The organism is Pseudomonas sp. MBLB4123 (assembly GCF_051904775.1).
In the GTDB taxonomy this organism is placed as follows: Bacteria; Pseudomonadota; Gammaproteobacteria; order Pseudomonadales; family Pseudomonadaceae; genus Aquipseudomonas; species Aquipseudomonas benzenivorans_B.
In genome coordinates this window covers 2,752,064-2,775,900 of the sequence record NZ_CP196711.1, presented here as the reverse complement: position 1 = coordinate 2,775,900, position 23,837 = coordinate 2,752,064, and the positions used below count along the sequence as shown (strand labels likewise).

At 68.5% G+C, this 23,837-nt stretch carries 20 protein-coding genes; 5 read left to right on the top strand and 15 right to left on the bottom strand.

Going from position 1 to position 23,837, the window contains the following annotated elements; translation table 11 throughout:
* Positions 1 to 140 precede the first annotated feature (140 nt).
* Positions 141 to 923 (top strand): substrate-binding periplasmic protein, encoded by a 783-nt coding sequence (locus ACSX1C_RS12820; RefSeq protein WP_439889415.1) that lies wholly within the window; start codon positions 141 to 143, stop codon positions 921 to 923.
* A 62-nt stretch (positions 924 to 985) separates the two neighbouring features.
* Here the strand turns inward: ACSX1C_RS12820 and ACSX1C_RS12815 are convergent, their stop codons facing one another.
* Both ACSX1C_RS12815 and ACSX1C_RS12810 read right to left on the bottom strand, forming a co-directional pair.
* The gene (locus tag ACSX1C_RS12815; RefSeq protein WP_439886435.1) at positions 986 to 1,519 is read right to left on the bottom strand and encodes a GNAT family N-acetyltransferase; all 534 of its coding nucleotides are present in this window, start codon (positions 1,517 to 1,519) and stop codon (positions 986 to 988) included.
* 157 nt (positions 1,520 to 1,676) lie between these two features.
* On the bottom strand, positions 1,677 to 2,273 hold the full coding sequence (locus tag ACSX1C_RS12810) for a MarC family protein (RefSeq protein WP_439886434.1): 597 nt from the start codon (positions 2,271 to 2,273) through the stop codon (positions 1,677 to 1,679).
* Between the two features lie 219 nt (positions 2,274 to 2,492).
* Between ACSX1C_RS12810 and ACSX1C_RS12805 the strand changes: the two genes are divergently transcribed.
* Together ACSX1C_RS12805 and ACSX1C_RS12800 are read left to right on the top strand one after the other, a co-directional pair.
* Positions 2,493 to 2,762 carry a MoaD/ThiS family protein gene (locus tag ACSX1C_RS12805; RefSeq protein WP_439886433.1) on the top strand — a complete coding sequence of 90 codons (270 nt, stop codon included), beginning with the start codon at positions 2,493 to 2,495 and terminating at the stop codon, positions 2,760 to 2,762.
* A gap of 12 nt (positions 2,763 to 2,774) precedes the next feature.
* Positions 2,775 to 3,851: a WD40/YVTN/BNR-like repeat-containing protein gene (locus tag ACSX1C_RS12800; RefSeq protein WP_439886432.1), complete on the top strand. Its 1,077-nt coding sequence runs from the start codon at positions 2,775 to 2,777 to the stop codon at positions 3,849 to 3,851.
* Positions 3,852 to 3,864: 13 nt separating this feature from the next.
* On the opposite strand, the gene ACSX1C_RS12795 is transcribed toward ACSX1C_RS12800, so the two are convergent.
* The 13 genes from ACSX1C_RS12795 to ACSX1C_RS12735 all read right to left on the bottom strand — a co-directional run bounded on the left by ACSX1C_RS12795 (position 3,865) and on the right by ACSX1C_RS12735 (position 21,862).
* Positions 3,865 to 6,636, bottom strand: coding sequence for a response regulator (locus ACSX1C_RS12795; RefSeq protein WP_439886431.1), 2,772 nt, complete (start codon positions 6,634 to 6,636; stop codon positions 3,865 to 3,867).
* Positions 6,637 to 6,737: 101 nt separating this feature from the next.
* The gene (gene purD / locus ACSX1C_RS12790; RefSeq protein ID WP_439886430.1) at positions 6,738 to 8,027 is read right to left on the bottom strand and encodes a phosphoribosylamine--glycine ligase; all 1,290 of its coding nucleotides are present in this window, start codon (positions 8,025 to 8,027) and stop codon (positions 6,738 to 6,740) included.
* 211 nt (positions 8,028 to 8,238) lie between these two features.
* A complete protein-coding gene (purH, locus tag ACSX1C_RS12785; protein ID WP_439886429.1) occupies positions 8,239 to 9,846 on the bottom strand; it encodes a bifunctional phosphoribosylaminoimidazolecarboxamide formyltransferase/IMP cyclohydrolase in 1,608 nt (535 codons plus the stop codon).
* A gap of 78 nt (positions 9,847 to 9,924) precedes the next feature.
* On the bottom strand, positions 9,925 to 10,245 hold the full coding sequence (gene fis / locus ACSX1C_RS12780) for a DNA-binding transcriptional regulator Fis (RefSeq protein WP_318644893.1): 321 nt from the start codon (positions 10,243 to 10,245) through the stop codon (positions 9,925 to 9,927).
* On the bottom strand, positions 10,242 to 11,240 hold the full coding sequence (gene dusB / locus ACSX1C_RS12775) for a tRNA dihydrouridine synthase DusB (RefSeq protein ID WP_439886428.1): 999 nt from the start codon (positions 11,238 to 11,240) through the stop codon (positions 10,242 to 10,244). Before dusB ends, fis begins: the two co-directional genes overlap by 4 nt.
* Before the next feature lie 178 nt (positions 11,241 to 11,418).
* Positions 11,419 to 12,735 carry a DUF3426 domain-containing protein gene (locus ACSX1C_RS12770; RefSeq protein ID WP_439886427.1) on the bottom strand — a complete coding sequence of 439 codons (1,317 nt, stop codon included), beginning with the start codon at positions 12,733 to 12,735 and terminating at the stop codon, positions 11,419 to 11,421.
* Positions 12,736 to 12,817: 82 nt separating this feature from the next.
* Positions 12,818 to 13,696: a 50S ribosomal protein L11 methyltransferase gene (gene prmA, locus ACSX1C_RS12765; RefSeq protein WP_439886426.1), complete on the bottom strand. Its 879-nt coding sequence runs from the start codon at positions 13,694 to 13,696 to the stop codon at positions 12,818 to 12,820.
* A 163-nt stretch (positions 13,697 to 13,859) separates the two neighbouring features.
* Positions 13,860 to 15,209, bottom strand: coding sequence for an acetyl-CoA carboxylase biotin carboxylase subunit (accC, locus tag ACSX1C_RS12760; RefSeq protein ID WP_439886425.1), 1,350 nt, complete (start codon positions 15,207 to 15,209; stop codon positions 13,860 to 13,862).
* Positions 15,210 to 15,226: 17 nt separating this feature from the next.
* Positions 15,227 to 15,688, bottom strand: a complete 462-nt coding sequence (gene accB, locus ACSX1C_RS12755) for an acetyl-CoA carboxylase biotin carboxyl carrier protein (protein ID WP_318644898.1) — start codon at positions 15,686 to 15,688, stop codon at positions 15,227 to 15,229.
* Positions 15,689 to 15,711: 23 nt separating this feature from the next.
* A complete protein-coding gene (gene aroQ / locus ACSX1C_RS12750; RefSeq protein WP_318644899.1) occupies positions 15,712 to 16,155 on the bottom strand; it encodes a type II 3-dehydroquinate dehydratase in 444 nt (147 codons plus the stop codon).
* A 123-nt stretch (positions 16,156 to 16,278) separates the two neighbouring features.
* Positions 16,279 to 18,051, bottom strand: a complete 1,773-nt coding sequence (locus tag ACSX1C_RS12745; RefSeq protein WP_439886424.1) for a protein-disulfide reductase DsbD — start codon at positions 18,049 to 18,051, stop codon at positions 16,279 to 16,281.
* A 104-nt stretch (positions 18,052 to 18,155) separates the two neighbouring features.
* The gene (locus ACSX1C_RS12740) at positions 18,156 to 20,120 is read right to left on the bottom strand and encodes a methyl-accepting chemotaxis protein (protein WP_439886423.1); all 1,965 of its coding nucleotides are present in this window, start codon (positions 20,118 to 20,120) and stop codon (positions 18,156 to 18,158) included.
* Positions 20,121 to 20,242: 122 nt separating this feature from the next.
* Positions 20,243 to 21,862 (bottom strand): diguanylate cyclase, encoded by a 1,620-nt coding sequence (locus ACSX1C_RS12735; RefSeq protein ID WP_439886422.1) that lies wholly within the window; start codon positions 21,860 to 21,862, stop codon positions 20,243 to 20,245.
* 235 nt (positions 21,863 to 22,097) lie between these two features.
* Between ACSX1C_RS12735 and ACSX1C_RS12730 the strand changes: the two genes are divergently transcribed.
* Together ACSX1C_RS12730 and ACSX1C_RS12725 are read left to right on the top strand one after the other, a co-directional pair.
* Positions 22,098 to 23,180 carry a DUF2333 family protein gene (locus ACSX1C_RS12730; RefSeq protein WP_439886421.1) on the top strand — a complete coding sequence of 361 codons (1,083 nt, stop codon included), beginning with the start codon at positions 22,098 to 22,100 and terminating at the stop codon, positions 23,178 to 23,180.
* 2 nt (positions 23,181 to 23,182) lie between these two features.
* A complete protein-coding gene (locus ACSX1C_RS12725) occupies positions 23,183 to 23,713 on the top strand; it encodes an NUDIX hydrolase (RefSeq protein WP_439886420.1) in 531 nt (176 codons plus the stop codon).
* The last annotated feature ends 124 nt before the right edge of the window (positions 23,714 to 23,837 follow it).

The window sequence follows — 23,837 nt, the reverse complement described above, 5'->3', positions numbered from 1 at the left end:
CGGGGGCGGGCGAAGCGTTGCGACGGCTGAATGGTGCGGCTTGCCGATATTTTACCAATGGCCGGCAGACGGCCTGCGGCGTCCGTCTGCGCCCGGCGCAGCCGGTGAGGGCGACCAGAGGAGTGCAGTTTGTGTTCGGGATGCGGGGGGCGTGGATAGGGCTGAGGCGCGTGCTGTTCGCGGCGGGCTTGGCGCTGCTCGGCAGCCTGCCGGGCCATGGGCAGGAGCTGACGCTCTACACCGAGGAGAATCCGCCGCTCAATTTCAGTCGGGACGACCAGCTCACCGGCTTTTCCACGGAAATCATCCGGGCCCTGTCGGTGCGTACCGGCGACCCGGTGCGGATCGAGTTGGGGCCCTGGACCCGTGGCTATGCCAAGGCGCAGAGCGAGGCGAATGCCGGTGTCTTCACCACGGCACGCATTCCGGTTCGTGAGGCGGCCTTCCAGTGGGTCGGGCCGTTGACCCAGACCCTCACGCGCTTCTATGTCCGCAAGGGCTCCGCCCTGCGCATCACCAGCCTGGAGGCCGCCCGCGCGCAGCGGCTGGTCTTGCCCCGGCAGTGGTACAGCTACGAGTACCTGCGAGGGCAGGGCTTCGACACCATCTACACGGTGACGTCGGCCGAGACGATGATGCAGATGTTCCGCCAGGGGCGCGCCGATGTGTTGGCGGCCAGCGATATCGCCTTGCCGGGCCTGCTCAGCATGGTGGGCATGAGCCCGGAGGAGGTCGAGGCGCAGTTCGTCTTTCTGCGGCATGAGTCCTATCTGGCGTTATCCCCGCAGACGGACCCCGCGGTGGTCCGGCGTTGGCAGGCGGCCCTCGACGGACTCAAGCGCGATGGCGGCTTCGCCATGTCCTACAGGCGTTGGTTCGCCAGCCCGAGCGTTCCGCCGCGCTTGCTGGAGGTCGCGCCTTAGCGGTTGCAGCCCCGCGGCCCACGCCGGCCCCGGTTTGCGGCGCTGACTCTGCGAGCCGGGGATCACCGCGTGTCGGCGGCTGGCGGCTCCGTGCCGGGGTCGAGGATCAGTTGCATGAAGGTCAGGTCGAGCCAGCGGCCGAACTTGCAGCCCACCTGGGGCATCTGTCCGGTGGTGACGAAGCCCAGGCGCTCATGCAGGCGGATCGAGGCGCCATTGCCGCTCTCGATGGCCGCGACCATCACGTGCTTGCCGCAGGCCCGGGCGCGCTCGATCAGCTCCCGCAGCAGCGCCGGCCCCAGCCCCAGGCCGCGCTGTTCGCTGCGCACATAGACCGAATGCTCGACACTGTGGCGAAAGCCCTCGAACGGCCGCCAGTCGCCGAAGGCGGCATAGCCGAGCACGCCATCGTCACTGTCCACGGCCACCAGGATCGGGTAGCCCTGCTGCCTGCGCGCGTCGAACCAGGCGCGGCGGTTGGCCAGGTCGACCGGGCTGTCGTTCCAGATCGCCGTGGTGTGGCGCACGGCATCGTTGTAGATGGCCAGGATGGCGGGCAGGTCGTCGGTTCTGGCATCGCGAATGCTAGGCGGCATGTTTACCTCTGGCGGCCGGACTGCTGCATGGCCGGCAGTCCGGTGGTGTCGGCAAGGGGGGGCGTTGCAGTTGTGGCGCCTGGCGCGGCGGTGGCCGTTCGTGGCCTCCCTGCCAGCCCCCGCCGGTGCGTCTGTCAAGCGGCGGCCCTGCAGCGAATCAAAGCGTCAGGTAGTTCTTCACCCCGGTGAAGATGATCTGCGCCGCCAGCGCGCACACGAACAGGCCCATCAGGCGGCTGACGATCTGCAGGCCCTGATCGCCGAGCAGGCGCTCGAACTGGTTGGACAGGTACAGCACCACGCCGACCGTGAGGCTGGCCAGGGCGATGGCCACGACCGCCAGCAGCTTGTCGTCCCAGTGCGGCTGGCTGGCGCCCATCAGCAGCAGGGCACCGATGGTGCCGGGGCCGACGGTCAGGGGGATGGTCAGCGGCACTATGGTGACGTCCTGCTGGACGTTGTCGCTCTGCACCGCCGACTTGCCCTGGGCCATGCCCAGGGCCGAGATGAACAGCACGCTGCCGGCGCCGATGCGGAAGGCGTCGATGGTGATGCCGAACAGGCTGAAGATGTGCCTGCCGAACAGGTACAGCAGCACGCTGGCGACCAGCACGCCGCCGGCCACCTTCCAGGCCAGGCGCTTGCGCTCCCTGCCGGTGTAGCCGCGGCTCAGGCCGATGAAGCAGGACAACACGAAGAAGGGGCTGTAGAGCACCAGCAGCTTCAGGTACAGACTGAACAGCTCGGACGCCATTGGGATCTCGTCTCTCGGGGCAGGTGGGCTGAGTGTAGGGGGCGCCTGGGCAGTGCCGCCTGGCGGCCGGGGCAGAATAATCCCGGATTGGCGGGGCGATCTCCAGTGGCACGGACAACTTTAGGCGCCGCGTCGGCCAACCGTTCGACGGTCGAGGCCGATCCCGGCCGGAGTATCGGCTATACCTGTTGCTCGACCCGCGAATGTCAGGGGCGGCACATGGCGCGCATCAGTTTCACCGTCAACCTGCAGCGTCACCTGGATACGGCACCGCTCGAGGTGCCCGGCAGTACGGTCGCTGCCGTGCTGGCCGAGGTCTTTGCGCGCAATCCGCGCCTGCGCAGCTACCTGCTGGATGACCAGGGCCGGCTGCGCCAGCATGTGGCGGTCTTCATCGATGGCGAGCAGGTCGCCGACCGCCAGGGCCTGAGCGACCGGGTCGGGAGTGACAGCGAGGTCTATGTGGTGCAGGCGCTGTCCGGTGGCTGAGAACGGGAGGTGATGATGGATAGGCTGCAGGTGGCGACGCGCAAGGGCCTGCTGGTCTTTGCCCGCGATGGCGCCGGATGGCGCCTGGATCGTACGGATTTCCTCGGCGAGCCGGTGAGCATGATGCTGGCCGACCGCCGCGACGGTTACTGGTATGCGGCGCTGCACCTCGGTCATTTCGGCCCCAAGCTGTGGCGCTCGGCGGATGGCGGCGAGAACTGGGCGGAGATAGCCGTACCGGCCTTCGCCGCCAGCGCCGACGGACAGGGGCCCTCGGTGACGATGATCTGGTCGCTGGAGGGCGGGGGCGACGACCAGCCGCAGCGGTTGTGGGCCGGCACCATCCCCGGGGCGCTGTTCCGCTCGGATGATCGCGGCGACTCCTGGCAGCTGGTCGAGTCGCTGTGGCAATGTCCGGAGCGCGCCCGCTGGTTCGGCGGCGGCTATGACCAGCCGGGTATCCACTCGATCTGCGTCGACCCGCGCGACAGTGCGCGGCTGCAGGTCGCGGTGTCCTGCGGCGGGGTCTGGTGCAGCGAGGATGACGGTGCCAGCTGGGTCTGTCGTACCCAGGGCATGCGCGCGGCCTATATGCCGCCGGAGCAGGCGGAGATGCCGGAGGTCCAGGACCCGCACCGCATGCAGGCCTGCCCGGCGCAGCCCGATACCCTCTGGGTACAGCATCACAACGGCATCTTCCTGTCCCGCGACGGTGCTCGGCACTGGCAGGAAATAGTCGAAGTCGAGCCCTCGACCTTCGGCTTCGCCGTGGCCGTGCACCCGAGCGAGGCGGACACCGCCTGGTTCGTGCCGGCGGTCAAGGATGAATGCCGGGTGCCGGTGGGCCAGCGTCTGGTGGTGACCCGCACCCGCGACGGCGGCCGGAGTTTCCAGTGCCTGAGTGCAGGGTTGCCCCAGGCGCAGTGCTTCGACCTGGTCTACCGCCACGGCCTGGCCGTCGACGCCGCCGGGCAGTGCCTGGCGATGGGCTCGACCACCGGCCACCTGTGGTTCTCGGCGGATCAGGGCGACAGCTGGGCGCTGCTGGCCGGCCACCTGGCGCCGATCTACGCGCTGCGTTTCGCCTGACCCGCGTTTTGCCTCAGTAGGGCAGGGCGGCGTCCTGGCGGCGCATTTCCCGCTCGGCGATCCAGTGTTCGAGCAGGTCGCGTAGCTGCGACAGCTCCACCGGCTTGGACATGTGCCCGTCCATGCCGGCCTGGCGCGCGCGTTCCTTGTGCTCGTTGAGGATATGCGCGGTCAGGGCCACCACCGGGGTGTGGGCGCGCCGTTCGGCCGCCTCCCAGGCGCGCAGTTGCTCGGTGGCGGAGAAGCCGTCGAGCACCGGCATCTCGCAGTCCATCAGTACCAGGTCGTAATGCTGGGCCTTCATCGCATTGAGGGCTTCCTCGCCGTTGCTGGCCGTATCCGGCTGCAGGTTGAGCTTGCCGAGCATGCCGCGGATCACCTTGGTGGAGATGCTGTTGTCCTCGGCGACCAGGATGCGGAAGTCGCTCGGCACGTTCAGCGGTGCGGTCACCGCAGTCGGCACGAACAGCGGCGCGCCGCTGCCGCGCTGGGTCAGTTCGTCGGCCAGGGTCGCCTTCAGGGTGTAGCCGGCCACAGGTTTGGCCAGGATGCGCTTGATCCCGGCGTTGCGCGCGACGATCTTGCTCGGTGCGTTGCTGATCCCGGTGAGCATGATGATCAGGATGTCGTGGTTGAGGCTCGGGTCCTCCTTGATCTTCGCCGCCAGTTGCATGCCGGTCATGCCGGGCATGTTCTGGTCCAGCAAAACCACGTCGAAGTATTCGCGCATGTGCGCCTTGGTGCGCAGCAGGGCCAGGGCCTCCTTGCCGGACGGCACGGCGCTGACGCTCAGGCCCCAGGCGCTGCACTGCTGGATCAGCACCTTGCGGCAGGTGTCGTTGTCGTCGACCACCAGCAGGCGGGCGCCCTGCAGCGGGCCGTCCAGATCGGCGGTGGGGTGCTCGAGGCGCTCGGCCTCGAGCGGCAGGGTCAGCCACAGGGTCGAGCCCTGGTTGCCGCCGCTCTGGATGCCGAATTCGCCGTCCATCAGGTGCACCAGCTGGCGGGCGATGAGCAGGCCCAGGCGGCCGCCGAGGCGGGTGGCGGAGAGGAAGTCCTTGCTGTGCAGCTCGGCATGCAGCAGGGCTTCGCGCTCGCTGGCCTGCAGCGGCTGGCCGCTGTCCTGCACGGCGATACGCAGGCGAGGCTTGGCGCCGCCGGTATCCAGGGCCACCACCAGCAGGACCTCGCCCTCCACGGTCTGCTTGAAGGCATTGTCCAGCAGGCTCAGCAAGACCTGGCGCAGGCGCGTGGGGTCGCCGCTGACCACCCGCGGCACCTGCGGTTGCATGAAGCTGATCAGCTCGACGCGCTGCTGTTCGGCCTTGGCGCGGAAGATGTCCAGGCAGTCCTCGATCAGCGCATTCAGATCGAACTGCACATCGTCCAGTTCGATCTGCCCGGTCTCCAGCTTGGAGATGTCGAGAATCTCGTTGATCAGGGTCAGCAGCTCGTTGCCCGAGCTGTGGATGGTCTGCACATAGTCGCGCTGCTTGGCCGACAGGGGGGTGCCGAGCAGCAGTTCGGTCATCCCCAGTACCCCGTTCATCGGCGTGCGGATCTCGTGGCTGATCTTCGCCAGGAACTCGGCCTTGGCCTTCAGTTCGGCGGAGCTGGCGGCCAGGGCGCGGCTGGTGCTGAACTGGTCCTGGACGATGCGCCGTTGGCGCTCGCTCAGGGCCATGCTGAGGAGGAAGCCGCTGACCACGCACATGGCCAGCAGGCCGTAGGCCAGCCAGTCGGTCTGTACCGACCAGTAGCCGAACAGCACCGGCAGGGCGCCGAGGAAGGCCGCGCAATACAGCAGCAGCGCCACGCCGAACAGGCGCGCCGGCCGGTAGCCCTGGTGCCAGTGGTACAGCGCCACCAGCAGTATGCTCAGGCCACAGATGGCGCCCAGCAGATAGATCAGCTGGTTGAACTGCAGGTTGCTGGCGATCAGCAGCGTCAGGCCGGTCAGGGCGATCAGGCCGATCTCGCCGAGCAGCAGGCGGGTCAGTAGGGAGCTGTCACCGACCTTACGGAAGAAGCTGGCGGTGAAGGCCAGGGCGCACAGCATCGCGGCCAGCATCGACAGGTTGACGATATGCGGTTGCAGGGGCTGCCACTCCCCCAGCCAGGGGGTGCTGATGCCCAGCACGCTGACGGCGGTCAGCAGCAGGCAGGCCTGGGTCGCCGCCAGCCACAGGCTGCTGGCGGTGCGCGCGTAGGCGAAGCGCACGAGGTTGTAGAGCACCAGCATGATCAGGCCGCCGAGCAACAGGCCGAGCAGGAGCGGACGGCTGTCGTCGGCGGCCATGGCGCCGGCGCTCTGCAGGCTGATGGTCGGGCGCAGGGCGTGCTCCGAGGCCAGGCGCAGGTAGATGTCCAGAGGTGCCTCGGCCTGGGGCAGGGGCAGGAGGAAGTCGCGACTGGCCAGTGGACGGCTGGAGAAGGCCAGACTGCTGCCGGTGCGGGTGTGATCGAGCAGGCGGTCGCCCTGCAGCACATAGAGATCGAGGTAGGCCAGATAGGGGGCGAAGATGCGCAGCATCTGGGGCTGCTGGCTGACGGGCAAGCGGTAGTGCAGCCACAGCGCGGCGCCGTCGCCCGGGGTATAGAGCTCGCCGAGTTCGATCGGGGCGAAGCGTGAGCTGTGCAGGGGCGTGCGGATGTCGTCCAGCTGCAGGGCCGCGCCCTCGTCGGGCAGCGCCGACCAGCCCGCCGAGGCCTGGACTGGCAAGGCACCGAGTGCCGTCAGCAGCAAGACGATCAACAATCCTGTGGCAATCCTCAGCCGGCGCACGGTGAATTCCCTTCGGTAATGAGTGGACGGATTATAGCCAAGCCGAGCTGGCGAGGAATAAACCGGGGCGGCACGGTGGTCGCCCTAGCTTGCCGCTGTCCTCAGTGCTCGTCGCGCTCGCGGGCGATGGCCCGATAGCCGATGTCCGTGCGGTAGAAGCAGCCCTGCCAGCTGATCTGCTCGGCCAGGCGATAGGCCTGCTGCTGGGCCTCGGCCACGCTCGGGCCTATGGCAGTGGCGCACAGGACCCGGCCGCCGCTGGTGACGATCTGGCCGTCCTTGAGCGCGGTGCCGGCATGGAACACCTTGCCGTCGAGCTTGGCCGCGGCGTCCAATCCGTCGATGACCTCGCCCTTGGCATAGTCGCCCGGGTAGCCGCCGGCAGCCAGCACCACGCCCACGGTGGGGCGCGGGTCCCAGGTCGCCTCGACCTTGTCCAGGGCCTTGGCCAGGGCCGCCTCGACCAGCAGCACCAGGCTCGACTCCAGGCGCACCATGATCGGCTGGGTCTCCGGGTCGCCGAAGCGGCAGTTGAACTCGATGACCTTGGGCGCGCCCGACTTGTCGATCATCAGGCCGGCATAGAGGAAGCCGGTATAGACGTTGCCCTCGGCGGCCATGCCGCGCACGGTCGGCATGATCACCTCGTCCATCACCCGTTGATGCACGGCCGGGGTGACCACCGGGGCCGGCGAGTAGGCGCCCATGCCGCCGGTGTTGGGGCCGCTGTCGCCGTCGCCGACGCGCTTGTGGTCCTGGCTGGTGGCCATCGGCAGCACGTGCTGGCCGTCGACCATGACGATGAAGGAGGCTTCTTCACCATCGAGGAACTCCTCGATGACCACCCGCGAGCCGGCCTCGCCGAAGGCGTTGCCGGCGAGCATGTCGCGTACCGCGGCTTCGGCCTCGGCCAGGTCCATGGCCACTATCACGCCCTTGCCCGCGGCCAGGCCGTCGGCCTTGATCACGATGGGCGCACCCTGGGCGCGCAGGTAGGCCAGGGCCGGTTCGACCTCGGTGAAGTTCTGGTAGGCCGCGGTGGGGATGGCGTGGCGGGCGAGGAAGTCCTTGGTAAAGGCCTTGGAGCCCTCCAGCTGGGCGGCGCCGGCGCTGGGGCCGAAGATGTCCAGGCCGCGGGTGCGGAACAGGTCGACCACCCCGGCCACCAGCGGCGCCTCGGGGCCGACTATGGTCAGCTGCACATTCTGCTCGGCGAAATCGGCCAGCTGCTCCAGGGCCAGCACGTCGATGGCGACGTTCTCGCACTTGGCCTCGAGGGCGGTGCCGGCGTTGCCCGGGGCGACGAAGACCTTCTCGACGCGCGGGTCCTGCGCCACTTTCCAGGCCAGGGCGTGTTCGCGACCGCCGCTGCCGATGATCAGTACGTTCATGTCTCTCTCCTAGGGGAGGCGGGCCTGCGGCCCGGTTGGTGGACAGCTTCGGCTGTCCACCCTACGAAATCTTGCCGTTCTATCGGGCCGTGATGGCGCTGGTGGATGCTAGGCGCGGATGGCTTCGATAAGCGCAGTTGCCGTCTGGCAATGAGCATTAGCGAAGTCGTCCGCAACGACGCAGACGCCTGCTTCAGCGCGGCCCCACACATTAGTGACGGAAGTGGCGCATTCCTGTGAACACCATGGCGATGCCGGCCTCGTCGGCGGCGGCGATCACTTCGTTGTCACGCATGGAACCGCCCGGCTGGATCACCGCGGTGATGCCGGCCTTGGCCGCGTTGTCGATGCCGTCGCGGAAGGGGAAGAAGGCATCGGAGGCCATGACCGCGCCGGGCACCGGCAGGCCGGCGTGTTCGGCCTTGATCGCGGCGATGCGCGCGGAGTTGACCCGGCTCATCTGGCCGGCGCCGACGCCGACGGTCTGGCGGTTCTTGGCGTAGACGATGGCGTTGGACTTGACGAACTTGGCCACCTTCCAGGCGAAGATCAGGTCATGGATCTCCTGCTCGCTCGGCGCGCGCTGGGTGACGATCTTCAGGTCGGAGGCTTCGATCATGCCGATGTCGCGGCTCTGTACCAGCAGGCCGCCGTTGACCCGCTTGAAGTCCCAGCCGGCGGCGCGCTCGGCCGGCCACTCGCCGCACTCGAGCAGGCGCACGTTGGCCTTGGCCGCGACCACGTCGCGGGCGGCCTGAGAGATGCTCGGGGCGATGATCACCTCGACGAACTGGCGCTCGACGATGGCCTGGGCGGTGGCGCCGTCCAGCTCGCGGTTGAAGGCGATGATGCCGCCGAAGGCCGACTCGCTGTCGGTGGCGTAGGCCAGCTCGTAGGCCTGGCGGATACCGCCGTCCTCGTCCGGCACCACGGCCACGCCGCAGGGGTTGGCGTGTTTGACGATCACGCAGGCCGGCTTGACGAAGCTCTTCACGCACTCCAGGGCGGCGTCGGTGTCGGCCACGTTGTTGAACGACAGTTCCTTGCCCTGCAGCTGCACGGCGGTGGAGACGCTGGCCTCGCCCTTCTTCGCCTCGACGTAGAAGGCCGCGCTCTGGTGCGGGTTCTCGCCGTAGCGCATCTCCTGGGCCTTGATGAACTGGCTGTTGAAGGTGCGCGGGAAGGCGCCGCGGGCCTCGGTGGACAGGGTCTCGGCGGCCTGGTCGATGGTGCCCAGGTAGTTGGCGATCATGCCGTCGTAGGCGGCGGTGTGCTCGAAGGCCTTGAGCGCCAGATCGAAACGCTGGGCGTAGGTCAGGCCGCCGGCCTTGAGGGCCTCGAGGATGGCGGCGTAGTCGCCGGCGTTGACCACTATGGCCACGTCCTTGTGGTTCTTCGCCGCGCTGCGGACCATGGTCGGGCCGCCGATGTCGATGTTCTCGATGGCGTCGGCCAGGTCGCAGTCCGGCTTGGCCACGGTGGCCTCGAAGGGGTAGAGGTTGACCGCCACCAGGTCGATCGGCTGGATGCCGTGCTGCTCCATCACCGCGCCGTCGACGGCGCGGCGGCCGAGGATGCCGCCGTGGATCTTCGGATGCAGGGTCTTGACCCGGCCGTCCATCATCTCCGGGAAACCGGTGTAGTCGGCCACTTCCACGGCGGCTACGCCGTTGTCCTTGAGCAGCTTGTAGGTGCCACCGGTGGAGAGGATCTCCACGCCGAGGGCGGACAGCTCGCGGGCGAAGTCGAGGATGCCGGTCTTGTCGGAGACGCTGATCAGGGCGCGGCGGACGGGGAGGCGGGTGGTCTGGTCGGTCATTTCAGAGTCCATCGGAGCAGGGAAATCAGCAAAAAGGGCGGCTTTCGATGGGGCCGCCCTTTCTGGGTGAATGCTGGGTTAGAGCAGGTCGTACTGCTTGAGTTTCTTGCGCAGGGTGCCGCGGTTCAGGCCGAGCAGCTCGGAGGCCTTGGTCTGGTTGCCCTTGACGTAGTTCATCACGGTCTCCAGCAGGGGGGCTTCCACCTCGGTGAGCACCAGGTTGTAGACGTCGGTCACCTCGGCACCTTCGAGGTGGGCGAAATAGTTGTGCAGCGCTTTTTCGACGCTGCCGCGCAGGGTCTGGCCCTCTTCGCTCGGCGTGGTCAGGTGCTGTTTCAAACTGCTGTTGTCGCTCACGGGTGCAATTCCACTCACTAAATTCTCGGTCATCAACGTCATGCGGCCACCCCTTCTCCATCGTTTTGCCGGTCGCCGAAGAACTGGCGAATCTCGGCGCACTGCGCGTCCGTACTGTCCAGACGGTTGAATTGGGCGCGAAACTCCCTGGCGCCCGGCAGGGTTGCGAGATACCAGCCGACATGCTTGCGGGCGATGCGTACGCCCATCACCTCGCCATAGAAGGCATGCAGTGCGGCCAGATGCTCGAGCAGAATGTGTTCGAGTTCGAGCAGGCTGGGCGCCGGCAGCTTGCTGCCGGTGCGCAGGTAGTGCTCGATCTCACGAAAGATCCACGGCCGGCCCTGGGCCGCGCGGCCGATCAGCAGGGCGTCGGCGCCGGTGGCGGCGAGCACGGCCTGAGCCTTCTCCGGGGTGTCGATGTCGCCGTTGGCGAACACCGGCATCGATACGGCCTGCTTGATCGCGGCGATGGTGTCGTACTCGGCGTCGCCGGTGTAGAGGTCGGCGCGGGTGCGGCCATGCACGGCCAGGGCGGCGATACCGGCCTGTTCGGCGATCTTCGCCACCTCGACGCCGTTCTTGTTCTGCCGGTCCCAGCCGGTGCGGATCTTCAGGGTCACCGGCACGTCCACGGCGGCGACCACCGCATGGAGTATCTCGCGTACCAGCTCCTGATCCTTCAGCAGGGCGGAGCCGGCGGCCTTGTTGCAGACCTTCTTGGCCGGGCAGCCCATGTTGATGTCGATGATCTGCGCCCCCAGTTCGACGTTACGCCGGGCCGCCTCGGCGAGCATCTGCGGGTCGCCGCCGGCGATCTGCACCGAGCGCGGCTCCGGGTCGCCGGCGTGAGGCAGGCGCAGGCTGGATTTGCGGCTGTTCCACAGGCGCACGTCGCTGGTGACCATTTCCGAGACGACCAGACCCGCCCCCAGGCGCCGGCACAGCTGGCGGAAGGGCCGGTCGGTGACTCCGGCCATGGGCGCGAGAATCAGCGGGTTGGGCAGTCTGTAGGGGCCGATGCATAACGCCGACATAGGGCTTCCCTGCTCAAGAGACGGGCTGTTGAGACCAATAGGAGAGTGCGAAAAGGCTGGGAATAATACCCGCTCTGGGTGACCGGATAAAGGCTGTTTTGAACAAATTCTGAACAGCTGCGGCCTTATCGCCAAGGGTTAGATTGACAGGGCTGGAAGCTGTGCTCCGGGCTCGGCGCTACTCCGGGGAGTGGAAGCTGAGGCTGTAGTTCACCGCCCGGGTGCCCGGGTCGAGGATGTCCAGGGACACGTGGATCGGGGTCTGCGGCGGCATCTCGGCCTGCCCGGCCAACTCGCCGGCGAGGTATTCGCTGGGCTTGAAGCGGCGGCTGGCGAGCAGCTGGCCGTTGATGTCGGCGAAGCGCATTTCCAGCAGCGGGAAGGGCTGGGCGAAGGGCGCGCGGTTGTAGAGGATCGCGTCGACCACCAGGGCGCCGCTGAACTGCGGATGGCTGCGCACCACCAGGTTGCTGCTCTTGACCTGCTCGATGTCGACCTTGGACGGCAGGGTGCAGCCGAGGCTCGGGCACAGTTGCTCGAACCAGGGGCGGTACTGGTCCTGGCGCGCCAGTTCCTCGAAGTGGTAGGTCAGGTACTGACCGGCCAGGGCGCCGGCGGCGATCAGGTTGAGCAGGCCCCAGCCGAACCAGCGGGCCCAGGGCGTGCGCGGTGGCTGCCAGTCCAGTTGCAGGGGTTCGTCGTCCAGCTCGAACAGGTGTTCGTCGCGCAGCTCGGGCTCGTTGCGAGCATGTTTGCCTGCGGGCTCGGCGGCTGGTTCGTCTTCCTCTAGCTCCGCGTCGGGCTCGTCGCGCGTGGCGCTCAGCCGAGGCTCGTCCTTGTCCGGCGATGCCGCGGCCGTATCCTCTTCGCCCGGTTCGAGTCGCGGCTCCTGGCGCGGCGCGGGGCTGGCATGCTCCTGAGGGGGAGGCGCCAGGGGCGCCTGGCTGCTCTCCGGCAGGTGCTGCGGTGCGCTCGGGCTCGGGTCTGGCGCGGTCTTGGCGGCGTCTTCGCGCAGCAGCGCCTCGGCCCATTGTTCGTCATCCGCCACCGGCTCGTGAGGGCTCAGCGGGCGAAAAGCCTCGGCGTACCGGGGGGCTTGCTCCAGGGCCCTGAATTGCTGGGAGAGCTGCTGCTCCTGTTCTTCCAGCTTGGCCAGTTCCTCATCGAGGTCGAGGCTGTCGAGATCCAGATCGTCATGAATCCACAGGGTGGCGTTGGCCGGACTGGGCGGCGTCCGGTCGTCGCTCTTGGCGGCTTCGGCCGGCTCGCTCGACCCGGCGGGCGCTTGCGCCGCGCTCGCGGGGCTGGCGGGGGGCGCCTGGGTGGGCACGGTGTCGGCCAGGTCATGACCCTGCCCGCGCAGCTGCTGCGCGGCATTGAACACGTGCAGGCAGGCTCCGCAGCGCACCACGCCATGGGCCGCGCCCAACTGTGCCTGGTTGACCCTGAAGCTGGTGCGGCAATGGGGGCACTGGGTGACGAACGTCTCGGTCATGCGGTGATCCGGCGGCCTGCGAGCGGATGTGGCGGGGCGATCAGTCTAACGCAAGTGCCTGGCAACGCAGCAGGGCGACGCATCAGCGACGCACGCCGCTGATGCGTACCCAGCCGTCCTTGCTCGCGGTCGGGTCGAGGTCGAAGGCGTCCTTGTAGGCGGCGCGGACCTCCTCGGCCTGCTCGGCGAGGATGCCGGACAGCGCCAGGCGGCCGCCCGGCTTGACCAGGCCGGTGATCTGCGGGGCCAGGCCCACCAGGGGGCCGGCGAGGATATTGGCGACCACCACGTCGGCCGGCTGCGGTGGCAGGTCGGCCGGCAGATAGAGGGGCAGGCGTGCCGGATCGATGCCGTTGCGCCCGGCATTGTCGCGGGAGGCCTCCAGGGCCTGGGGGTCGATGTCGGTGCCGACGGCCTGGGGGGCGCCCAGCAGCAGGGCGGCGATGGCCAGGATGCCGGAGCCGCAGCCGAAGTCCAGCACGCTGCAGCCCGCCAGCTCCTGGGCATCCAGCCACTCCAGGCACAGGGCCGTGGTCGGGTGGGTGCCGGTGCCGAAGGCCAGGCCCGGATCGAGCAGCAGGTTGACCGCGTCCGGCTCGGGGGCGGCATGCCAGCTTGGCACTATCCACAGGCGGCGGCCGAAGCGCATCGGCTGAAAGCCGTCCATCCAGCTGCGCTCCCAGTCCTGGTCCTCGATCCGCTCGATCTGGTGCTCGGGCAGGGCGCCGCCGGTCAGCAGCTGCAGGTGGGCGAGCAGGCTGTTGGCGTCCGTATCGGCTTCGAACAGCGCCAGCAGGTGGGTGTGCGACCACAGCGGGGTGGTGCCCAGGTCCGGTTCGAAGATCGGCTGGTCCTCGGCGTCCATGAAGGTGACCGAGACGGCGCCGACTTCGAGCAGGGCGTCCTCGTAGGTCTGCGCCTGTTCCGGGGTGATGGCGAGACGGACTTGCAGCCAGGGCATGGGGAAACCTCTTGCGCGATGGGGCGTGGTGCGATTGGCGGGCAAGCTTACTCGACCACCGGACCGGCTTCCACCGCGCCGGCTGTCGCCGCGACGGTTTCCGCCGGGACCGGAAATGACAAGGGCCGCCCGTGGGCAGCCCTTGTGCGTCGACGCGGCGGCGTCAGTGCTTGTCCATACCCAGTTTCTTTTCCAGGTAGTGGATGTTCACCCCGCCTTGGCAGAAGCCCTTGTCGATGACCAGCTCGCGGTGCAGCGGCACGTTGGTCTTGATGCCGTCGACCACGATCTCGTCCAGGGCGTTGCGCATGCGCGCCAGCGCCTCGTCACGGCTGGCGCCGTAGGTGATCAGCTTGCCGATCAGCGAGTCGTAGTTCGGCGGCACGCTGTAGCCGCTGTACAGGTGCGAGTCGACCCGCACGCCGAAGCCGCCCGGGGCATGGAAGTGCTTGACCTTGCCCGGGCAGGGCATGAAGTTGTCCGGGTCTTCGGCGTTGATCCGGCATTCCAGGGCATGGCCGCGGATCACCACGTCTTCCTGCTTGATCGACAGCTTGTTGCCCGCGGCGATGCTCAGCATCTCCTTGACGATGTCGACGCCGGTGACCATCTCGGTGACCGGGTGCTCGACCTGGACGCGGGTGTTCATCTCGATGAAGTAGAAGTTGCCGTCCTCGTAGAGGAACTCGAAGGTGCCGGCGCCGCGGTAGCCGATCTCGATGCAGGCGTTGACGCAGCGGTCGAGGACCTGGGCGCGCGCGCGTTCGTCGATGAACGGGGCCGGGGCTTCTTCCAGGACCTTCTGGTGGCGGCGCTGCAGCGAGCAGTCGCGGTCGCCCAGGTGGATGGCGTTGCCCTGGCCGTCGGACAGCACCTGGACTTCCACGTGGCGCGGGTTGCCGAGGAACTTCTCCAGGTAGACCATCGGGTTGCCGAACACCGCACCGGCTTCGCTGCGGGTCAGCTTGGCCGACTTGATCAGGTCCTCTTCCTTGTGCACCACGCGCATGCCGCGACCGCCGCCGCCGCCGGCGGCCTTGATGATCACCGGGTAGCCGACTTCACGGGCGATCGCCAGGGCGGTCTCCTCGTCTTCCGGCAGCGGGCCGTCGGAGCCGGGGACCACCGGTACGCCGGATTTGATCATGGCCTCCTTGGCCGAGACCTTGTCGCCCATCAGGCGGATGGTCTCGGCCTTGGGGCCGATGAAGGCGAAGCCGGAGTTCTCCACCTGCTCGGCGAAGTCGGCGTTTTCCGCGAGGAAGCCGTAGCCGGGGTGGATGGCGGTGGCGCCGGTGACTTCCGCGGCGCTGATGATCGCCGGGATGTTCAGGTAGGACTGGGCGCCAGGCGCCGGGCCGATGCACACCGACTCGTCGGCCAGGGCCAGGTGCATCAGTTCGCGGTCGGCGGTGGAGTGCACCGCCACGGTCTTGATGCCCAGTTCCTTACAGGCGCGCAGCACGCGCAGGGCAATCTCGCCGCGGTTGGCGATCAGGACTTTTTCCAACATCGCAGGCTCTCCCCGGTTCAAACGATGGTGAACAGGGGCTGATCGTATTCCACCGGCTGGCCGTTCTCGCCCAGGATGGATTCGATCACGCCGCTGGTCTCGGCCTCGATGTGGTTCATCATCTTCATCGCCTCGACGATGCAGAGGATGTCGCCTTTCTTCACGCTCTGGCCGACTTCGACGAAGTTGCCCGAGGTGGGCGAGGAGGCGCGGTAGAAGGTGCCGACCATCGGCGAGCGCACCACGGTGCCGTTCAGCTTGGGCGCGGCCGGTGCGGCGGCTTCGGCGGCAGGGGCAGCCGGCGCGGCGGCCGGTGCGGCAGGCGCAGGCGCCTGGGCATAGACCGGCTGCTGCATGATGGCGGCCTGCTTGCTGTGGCGGCTGATGCGCACGGACTCTTCGCCTTCGCGAATCTCCAGCTCGTCGATGCCGGACTCTTCCAGCAGTTCGATCAGTTTCTTGACTTTACGAATATCCATAGTTGCTCCACTCCCAGGTGAGGTCAGGGCCGTTCAAGTTGTTCGAGCGCGGCCTCCAGGGCCAGGCGGTAGCCGCTGGCGCCAAGGCCGCAGATCACTCCTACCGCGACGTCGGAAAAGTAGGAGTGATGGCGGAAAGGTTCGCGTTTGTGCACGTTGGACAGGTGCACTTCGATGAATGGGATGCTCACCGCCAGCAACGCGTCACGTAATGCGACGCTGGTATGGGTAAAAGCGGCGGGATTGATCAGGATAAAGTCGACACCTTCGTCCTTCGCGGCGTGAATGCGGTCGATCAGCTCGTACTCGGCATTGCTCTGCAGGTACTGCAGGTGGTGGCCGGCTTCGCGGGCACGGCGCTCCAGGTCGAGGTTGATCTGCGCCAGGGTGGTGGCGCCGTAGACGCCCGGCTCGCGGCTGCCCAGCAAGTTGAGGTTGGGCCCGTGCAATACCAGCAAGGTGGCCATGATCGTGCTCCTAAGGTTTTCTGCGCTGCGCGCGACTATGCCGGAGAGGGCGCGGGGCTGTCCAGTTGTCGGCAATAGTCGACACGATGTCAGTAGTTTGCGGCAGATATATGACTGGAAGCGTCAGAGGCGTTCGCGGGCCTGCTGCAGGCGGGCGGCGAAGGTGACGGCGTCCACCTCGCCGACCACCCGCAGGTCCAGCCATTCGTCGCCCCTGGGATCGAACAGCAGGATCGCCGGCGGGCCGAACAGCTGATAGCGGTCGAGCAGGGCACGCTGGGCCGGGGTGCTGTCGGTCATGTCGAAGCGTACCAGGCGGAAGCCGGCCAGCTGGCTGTCCACCTGCGGGGCGCTGAGCACTTCGCGCTCGATCACCTTGCAGCTGATGCACCAGTCGGCGTACCAGTCGAGCAGCAACGGCTGGCCGTCGGCCTGGGCGGAGGCGAGCGCGGTATCCAGTTCGGCGGGGCTGCTGACGGTCTGCCAGCGGCCGGCCTCGGCCTGGCTGGCCAGGGCGCCAGCCGGGGGCGCGGGGCGGCCGAGGGGGCGTAGCGGGTCGTCCTGGCCCTGCAGGGCGCCGGTCCAGCTGGCCAGGGCGTAGACCAGCAGGAGCAGACCGGCCAGTTGGCCGAGCTTCTGCACGTGGCTCTTCGGGCCGAACTCCAGGGCGCCGAGGAACAGCGCGGCGCCGCCGGCCAGCAGGCCCCACAGGGCCAGGGCCAGCGGCCCGGGCAGTACCCGTTCGAGCAGCCAGACGGAGACCGCCAGGAGCATCACGCCGAACAGGTTGCGCACCCCGGTCATCCAGGCGCCGCTCTTGGGCAGTAGCGCGCCGCCGCCGGCGCCGATCAGCACCAGCGGGGCGCCCATGCCCAGGCCCAGGGCGAACAGCTGCAGGCCGCCGCCGAGGGCGTCGCCGGTGCTGCTGATGTACAGCAGCAGGCCGGTCAGCGGGGCGGTGACGCAGGGCGAGACGATCAGGCTGGAGAGCACGCCGAGGGTGGCCGCACCGGCGACTGTGCCGCCGCGGGTCTGCGCCGCCTTGCGGTCGAGGCGTTCGCGTATGAAGGCCGGCAGGCGCAACTCGAACAGGCCGAACATGGCCAGGGCGAACAGGGCGAAGAAGGTGGCGAAGGGCACCAGCACCCAGGGCGACTGCAGCATGGCCTGCAGGTTCAGGCTGGCGCCGAACATCCCCATCAAAGCGCCCAGGGCCGCATAGCAGGCCGCCATCGGCAGCACATAGGCCAGCGACAGCACCAGGCCCCGGCGGTTGCTCGGGCGGCCACGCAGCACCACCCCCGAGAGGATCGGCAGCATGGGCAGCACGCAGGGGGTGAAGGTCAGGCCCAGGCCGGCGAGGAAGAACAGCGCCAGGTCGGTCCAGCGCCAGCCGGAGGCCGCGGCGCCCGAGGTGCCGTCGCCCGCCTGGCCGCCGTCGATGGCCAGGGTCTCGGTTTCCGGCGGATAGCACAGGCCCTTGTCGGCGCAGCCCTGGTAGGTGACCTGCAGATCGAACGGCCGGCCGTCTGCGGCGTTGCGCGGCAACTCGACGTCGAGCACGCCGTAGTACACCTCGACGTCGCCGAAGTACTCGTCGGTCTTGGGTTGCCCGGCTGGCAGCCGCGCCGCCCCCAGGCCGACATCGGCCGGCGCGCTGGCGAACTTGAAGCGGTGCTTGTAGAGGTAGTAGCCGTCGGCGGCGACGAAACGCAGCCTGAGCGAGTCGGCCGAGCTGTCGACCAGGCTCAGCTTGAAGGCCTCGCGCACCGGCAGGAAGTCCGCGCTGTTGTTCAGCGCCGCGCCCAGCGGGGCGGCGGCGGGGCGGCTGTCGAGCAGGCCGGCGCCGGCGGGCAGGGTGAACAGCAGCAGGAGCAGGCAGAGCAGGCGGTGCATGGGGCGTCTCGTCACGAATCGGTGCCTGCATCATAACCAAGGCCGTGGCCAGGGTGCAGATGCAGGCTGTAAGCGGTCGTGTCCGTGGCGCCGACGGCGCGTGACTAGAGGCGGAACGCCTGCGCCGCGGTATGCAACTGCTCGCCCAGGTGCAGCAGCTGTTCGCCCTGCAGGCGTGCGGCGCCGATCCGCTGCAGGTTGTCGCCGCCGAGTTGGTGGATGCGCTCGCTGTGGCCGCGGATCCCGCTGGCCGCGCCGCGCTGCTGGGCGGTGGCATCGGCGATGCGCTCGGCCATGCTGGCGATGGTGCGGATCGCCTTGACCATCTCGTCGAGGGCGCCGTCGGCGGCCTCGGCCTGGCTGGCGGTGGTTTCGGCGTGCTCGACCTGGGCGCGCATGGCGTCCACCGACTGGCGTGCGGCCTGCTGCAGGCGGCCGATCAGTTCCTGGATCTCGGCGGTGGCGCTGCCGGTGCGCTGCGACAGCGAACGCACCTCGTCGGCGACCACGGCAAAGCCGCGCCCGGCCTCGCCGGCGCGGGCCGCCTCGATGGCGGCGTTGAGGGCCAGCAGGTTGGTCTGCTCGGCGACGCCGCGGATCACCGTGAGCACGTTGCCGATGGTGGCGGTTTCCTCGGCCAGGCACTCGATGGCCTGGGCGTTGCCTTGCACCTCGCCGACCAGGGCGTGCAGGCCGGCCAGGCTCTGGCCGATGACCTGCTGGCCCTGGCCCAGGGCGCGATCGGCGTCGCGGCTGGCATCGGCGGCCTGGCTGGCGTCGCCGGCCACCTGGACGATGGTCGCCTCCAGCTCGCCGAGGGCGTCGCGAATCTGCGCCGTGTCGCCGGCCTGGCGTTCGGCCCCGGCATGCAGGCCGCCGCTGAGGTCGGCCAGGGTGCGGCTGGAGCCGGCGACCTGTTCGGCGTGTTGGCGGATGGTGCCGACCAGCTCGACCAGATAGCGGCGCAGGCGGTTGAGCGACTCGGCGATATCGCCCAGTTCGCGGATGCGCGTGTCCAGCTGCACCGTCTCGCCGAAGTCGCCCTGGGCCCAGGATGACAGGGCCGGCACCAACTGTTCGAGCAACAGGGTCAGGCGCCGCTGAATGCGGTCGATGGTCAGGGCGATGAGCAGGATCAGGCCGATCATCAGGCCCTGGATGAGGCGCACCTCGCCCTGGATGCGGCCGTGCTCGGCGCGCACCAGCGGCTCCAGGGCGGCGAGGGCCTGCTGCACCTTATCCACCCGCGTGCGGGTGGCCTCGATCAGCTCGCCGCGTTGCCCGATCAGCGTCTGGGTGCGCTGCAGCTCGGCCGGGTAGCGGCCGACCAGGCTGGCGAAGTCGCGCTTGAGGGCGATGCCGCGGTCTTGCGCCTGGGCGTTTTGGCTGTCGCTGTCCAGGCCGAGCAGGGCGGCGAAGCCGTCGCTGGCCGAGGCGCCGTCGTCGACCACGCCCAGCAGTGGCAGGGCATTCAGCGCCTCGGCCTGGCGGCGCAGGGCGGCCAGCTCGCGCTCGACGGCGGCGATCAGTTCGCCGCGGCCGCTGCTGACCAGCTTGTTGCGCGCGTGGGCCAGGCGCGCCAGGTGCTGGGCCGCGTCGAACAGCGGGCGGCGGTAGGCCAGGGCCGCGCCGGCATCGGCGCCGTCGGCGTACTGGGCGAGCTGTTCCAGGGCGCCGGCCATTTCCCGTTCGGCCTGCAGCAGCAAGCCCTGGGGGTCGCCGGCCAGCTTGCCGGCGGCCAGCAGTTCTGCGGCGCTGAAGCCGCGCAACTCGACGAGGCTCGGGCGCAGGTCCTCGGCCAGTTGCGGCGGCAGTGCGGCAATGGCCGGCTCCAGGCTGTCGAGGGCCTGCAGGGCGCTGCTGTGGCGCAGGGCGTCGCCGTTGTCGAGGTAATCGAGGATGTTGCGGGCGACCTCCTGCTGGAACTGTTGCGACAGGCTCAGGTAGCGCTCCATCAGCAGGTAGGGGCGCTCCAGGGCGCGCTGCGACCACCAGAGCGCGGCGCCCAGGGCGATGCACACGGCGACCAGCAGCAGGGTGTTGAGGTTGGTGAGTGACTTCAGGCGCATGGGGCTCGACCGGTGGACGATGGGGCGGGCGGCCTTGGGCGCGACCCGTATGGGTCTGAAGTTATTGCGTTTTCATGACGGCGTTATGACAGCATGCGCCGCGTCACGGTTGCGCCGGCGGCTCAGTCGGCGACGTACCGCTCGACCCGGTTGCGCCCACCGTGCTTGGCCCGGTACAGCGCCTCGTCGGCCTGCTGCGAGAGGTGCTTGCCGTCCATGTCGTCGCGCAGTTCGGCGATGCCGGCGCTGAAGGTGCAGGACAGGTCCTGAGGGTGGGCCGGGTAATGGATCTCGGCGAAACGCCGGCGGATGCCGTCGATCACCTGTTGCGCGGCCCGGGCATCGGTGTCCGGCATGACCACGGCGAACTCCTCGCCGCCGTAGCGGCCGATATGGTCGGTCTTGCGCAGGCGTTGCTTGAGGAACAGCGCCAGGCTCTTGATCACCCGGTCGCCCATGGGGTGGCCATAGGTATCGTTGACCCTCTTGAAATAGTCGATGTCGAGCATGGCGAAGCTCAGCGGCTGGCCGTCGCGTTGGGCGCGGTAGCGGGCGTCTTCGAGCAGCTGCAGGGTGTGGGTGTGGTTGTACAGGCCGGTGAGGCTGTCGCGCACCATGCGTGCCTTGAGGTGGCGGGCACGGGCGGCGCGGTTGCGCACCGTGGCGATCAGGTGGCGCGGCTTGATCGGCTTCGTGAGGAAGTCGTCGCCGCCCTCGCTCATGGCGTCGAGTTGCTTGTCCAGATCGTCCTCGGCGGACAGGTAGATGATCGGCACGCCGACGTAGCGGTCGTTGTGGCGAATCACCTTGGCCAGCTCGGTGCCGCTGCAGCCGGGCATGTACATGTCGAGGATGATCAGGTCGGGCTGGAACTCGGCCAGCTCGGCCATGGCCTGGATCGGCTCGGTCAGGGTACGGGTGAGGATGCCGGCACCGTTGAGTACCCGCTCGGTGTGGGTGGCCTGGGCCCGGGAGTCGTCGATGATCAGCACCCGGTAGGGGTCGTACTGGGCGACCTGGGTGAGCACCTCGATGCGCTCGAGCAGGCCGGAGGCATCCAGGCTGCCGGTGAGGAATTCCTGGCCGCCGGCGCGTACCGCCGCCAGGCGGGTCGGGGTGTCGGTGTCCTCGGGGGCGCAGAACAGCAGCGGGATCTTCTGTTCCAGGCCCTGCTGCACCGCGGCGGCCAGGTGCAGGCCGGCGCCCGGGCCGGAGAAGTGCACGTCCATGAGGATCGCCGCCGGGTGGCGTTCGAGCATGGCCGCGCGAAAGGCGTTGGCGCTGTCCAGGGGCTGCGCCGACATGCCGAAGAACGCCAGCTGCTGGGCCAGGTGCTCGGCGCGTTCGAGGTGTTGCAGGGCCAGGTAGACCGGCTTGCGCAGCGGTGGCAGAAAGGTCTGCTCGAAACGGTCGCCGTGGCGCAGGCCGGTACGTGACAGCTGCTGCATCAGTCGGTTGAGTTCGCCGATCAGCTCGCTGGTCAGGCGTCCATGGTTGTCGGCTGCCACGTGCATGCAATGTCCGACAGCCTCGGCCAGTTGCGCATGCTCGGCCTGGTCGAAGCGTTCGGCATAGCGCTGCAGCAGCAGCGCCGCCTCGCGCAACTCGTGCATGCGTGCCTCGTTCCAGTCCTGGCGCTGCAGCCGTTGCCAGACCTCCAGCACCTGGCGCGCCTGGTTGATCACGCGCTGGGCGAAGTGTTGCTTGAGCTGATCGCGGCCGGGGTCGGTGTGCTCGGTCATATCCCTGACTCTTCGGCTGGTGTGGCCTGGATGGCGGATGGCTGAATGCTATCACCGAAAGATTGGTACGCCAGTGCCGCCGATCACATATGGCAACCTGTCGAGCCGGGAGGCCGGACGGACGACGGCGCTAAGTTTGCCGGTCGGCGCTGCGCGGCGGCCTATGCTTCCCTTATAGTGCGAGGCCGTCGCCCAACTTTCCCTGAGGTTGTGGTCGAACACTCGAATGCCGTAGATGAAGGACTTTGCCATGCTGGACTGGAAGAAGGGCGCTGCTGGTGTACGCGACAGCCTCGAAGACTCGGGCGAGCGCGCGCCCAGGAAATCTGCCGGGGGCTGGGCCGGCCGGGCACTGGGCAGCCTGATCGGTCTCTATCTGCTGCTGGCGCTGGTGGTCGGTTGGTACTGGAGCCAGGAGCCCGAGCTGTTCCCGGTGCAACTGCAGGCCCAGGCCGCGGCGCAGAGCAGCGGGCGGCAGATGGTCAATGGCTACACCACGGTGGAGACCCTCAAGCGGGTCGCCAGCACCCTGCTGGACAAGCCCGGTGGCTACCTGGCCAACGACCTGGCCCCGCCGGGCCTGTGGCTGGACAACATGCCGAGCTGGGAGTACGGCGTGCTGGTGCAGGTGCGCGACCTGTCGCGGGCGCTGCGCAAGGACTTCGCCCGCTCGCAGTCGCAATCCACCGAGGACGTCGACCTGGCCAAGGCCGAGCCGCGCTTCAACTTCGACAACAAGAGCTGGGCACTGCCGGCCTCGGAGTCGGAGTACCGCGAAGGGATCAAGCTGCTGGACCGCTACCTGGCCCGCCTGGCCGACCCGGCCAAGCCCGGCGCGCAGTTCTACACCCGTGCCGACAACCTCAACAACTGGCTGGGCGACGCCGCCACCCGCCTCGGCTCGTTGTCCCAGCGCCTGTCGGCCAGCGTCGGCCAGGTGCGCCTGAACACCGACCTGCCGGACCCGGCCCTGGCCGAGGAAGGCACCGGCGGCATCGCCGAGGGCATCTACGAGACACCCTGGATGCAGATCGACAACGTGTTCTACGAGGCCCGTGGCCAGGCCTGGGCGCTGTCGCACCTGTTGCGCGCCATCGAGGTGGACTTCGCCGACGTGCTGGCGAAGAAGAACGCCACCATCAGCCTGCGGCAGATCATCCGCGAGCTGGAGGCCGCCCAGGAGACCCTGTGGAGCCCGATGATCCTCAACGGCAGCGGTTACGGCCTGCTGGCCAACCACTCGCTGGTGATGGCCAACTACATCTCGCGGGCCAACGCGGCGATCATCGACCTGCGCACCCTGCTGAGCCAGGGTTAGCGATGGGCCTGTCCGACGCCGAGGCGGCGCACCGCGCCGCCTCCGATGCCGAGCGGATCGCCTGGGTCGATGCGGACGACCGGCCGCTCGGCAGCCTGCCCCGGGCGGAGCTGCGCGAGCGCGGCCTGATCGGCCGCGGCACCTTCATCCTGCTGTTCAACTCCGCAGGCTTGCTGTGCGTGCACCGGCGCACCCTGAGCAAGGCGCTGTATCCGGGGTACTGGGACGTGGCCGCTGGCGGCATGGTGCTGGCCGAGGAGAGCTACGCCGAGTCCGCCGCCCGCGAGCTGGCGGAGGAGCTGGGCATCGCCGGGGTCGAATTGCGCGAGCACGAGCGCTTCTTCTTCGACCAGGCGGACAACCGCCTGTGGTGCGCGGTGTTCTCGGCGGTCTCCGATGCGCCCCTGGTGCTGCAGCCGGAGGAGGTGCTGGAGGCGCACTTCATGGCGCCGCACCAGGCCCTGACCGAGGCCCTCGAGAAACCCTACTGCCCGGACTCGCTGGAGGCGCTGCGGCGCTATCTGGCGAGCTGAAGGGGGCTGTCGCGGGTCGACTGTGCAACATAGCGTTGCACTGTCGTGCGCTATGTTGGACGGCGTCGCCAATCTGTCGGATGCTGGCGCAATTTTGTACTTAGCAGCGGCGGAGTTTGCCTTT

Bases quoted from the DNA above. Each gene is read 5' to 3' on its own strand.
- purH (WP_439886429.1), bottom strand. From the start codon at position 9,846: ATGACCGACCAGACCACCCGCCTCCCCGTCCGCCGCGCCCTGATCAGC.
- accB (WP_318644898.1), bottom strand. From the start codon at position 15,688: ATGGATATTCGTAAAGTCAAGAAACTGATCGAACTGCTGGAAGAGTCC.
- ACSX1C_RS12730 (WP_439886421.1), top strand. From the start codon at position 22,098: ATGAAGGACTTTGCCATGCTGGACTGGAAGAAGGGCGCTGCTGGTGTA.
- ACSX1C_RS12735 (WP_439886422.1), bottom strand. From the start codon at position 21,862: ATGACCGAGCACACCGACCCCGGCCGCGATCAGCTCAAGCAACACTTC.
- ACSX1C_RS12745 (WP_439886424.1), bottom strand. From the start codon at position 18,051: ATGCACCGCCTGCTCTGCCTGCTCCTGCTGCTGTTCACCCTGCCCGCC.
- fis (WP_318644893.1), bottom strand. From the start codon at position 10,245: ATGACGTTGATGACCGAGAATTTAGTGAGTGGAATTGCACCCGTGAGC.
- accC (WP_439886425.1), bottom strand. From the start codon at position 15,209: ATGTTGGAAAAAGTCCTGATCGCCAACCGCGGCGAGATTGCCCTGCGC.
- ACSX1C_RS12820 (WP_439889415.1), top strand. From the start codon at position 141: ATGCGGGGGGCGTGGATAGGGCTGAGGCGCGTGCTGTTCGCGGCGGGC.
- ACSX1C_RS12770 (WP_439886427.1), bottom strand. From the start codon at position 12,735: ATGACCGAGACGTTCGTCACCCAGTGCCCCCATTGCCGCACCAGCTTC.
- aroQ (WP_318644899.1), bottom strand. From the start codon at position 16,155: ATGGCCACCTTGCTGGTATTGCACGGGCCCAACCTCAACTTGCTGGGC.
- ACSX1C_RS12815 (WP_439886435.1), bottom strand. From the start codon at position 1,519: ATGCCGCCTAGCATTCGCGATGCCAGAACCGACGACCTGCCCGCCATC.
- ACSX1C_RS12810 (WP_439886434.1), bottom strand. From the start codon at position 2,273: ATGGCGTCCGAGCTGTTCAGTCTGTACCTGAAGCTGCTGGTGCTCTAC.
- ACSX1C_RS12740 (WP_439886423.1), bottom strand. From the start codon at position 20,120: ATGCGCCTGAAGTCACTCACCAACCTCAACACCCTGCTGCTGGTCGCC.
- dusB (WP_439886428.1), bottom strand. From the start codon at position 11,240: ATGTCGGCGTTATGCATCGGCCCCTACAGACTGCCCAACCCGCTGATT.
- ACSX1C_RS12725 (WP_439886420.1), top strand. From the start codon at position 23,183: ATGGGCCTGTCCGACGCCGAGGCGGCGCACCGCGCCGCCTCCGATGCC.
- ACSX1C_RS12805 (WP_439886433.1), top strand. From the start codon at position 2,493: ATGGCGCGCATCAGTTTCACCGTCAACCTGCAGCGTCACCTGGATACG.
- prmA (WP_439886426.1), bottom strand. From the start codon at position 13,696: ATGCCCTGGCTGCAAGTCCGTCTCGCCATCACCCCGGAACAGGCGCAG.
- ACSX1C_RS12800 (WP_439886432.1), top strand. From the start codon at position 2,775: ATGATGGATAGGCTGCAGGTGGCGACGCGCAAGGGCCTGCTGGTCTTT.
- purD (WP_439886430.1), bottom strand. From the start codon at position 8,027: ATGAACGTACTGATCATCGGCAGCGGCGGTCGCGAACACGCCCTGGCC.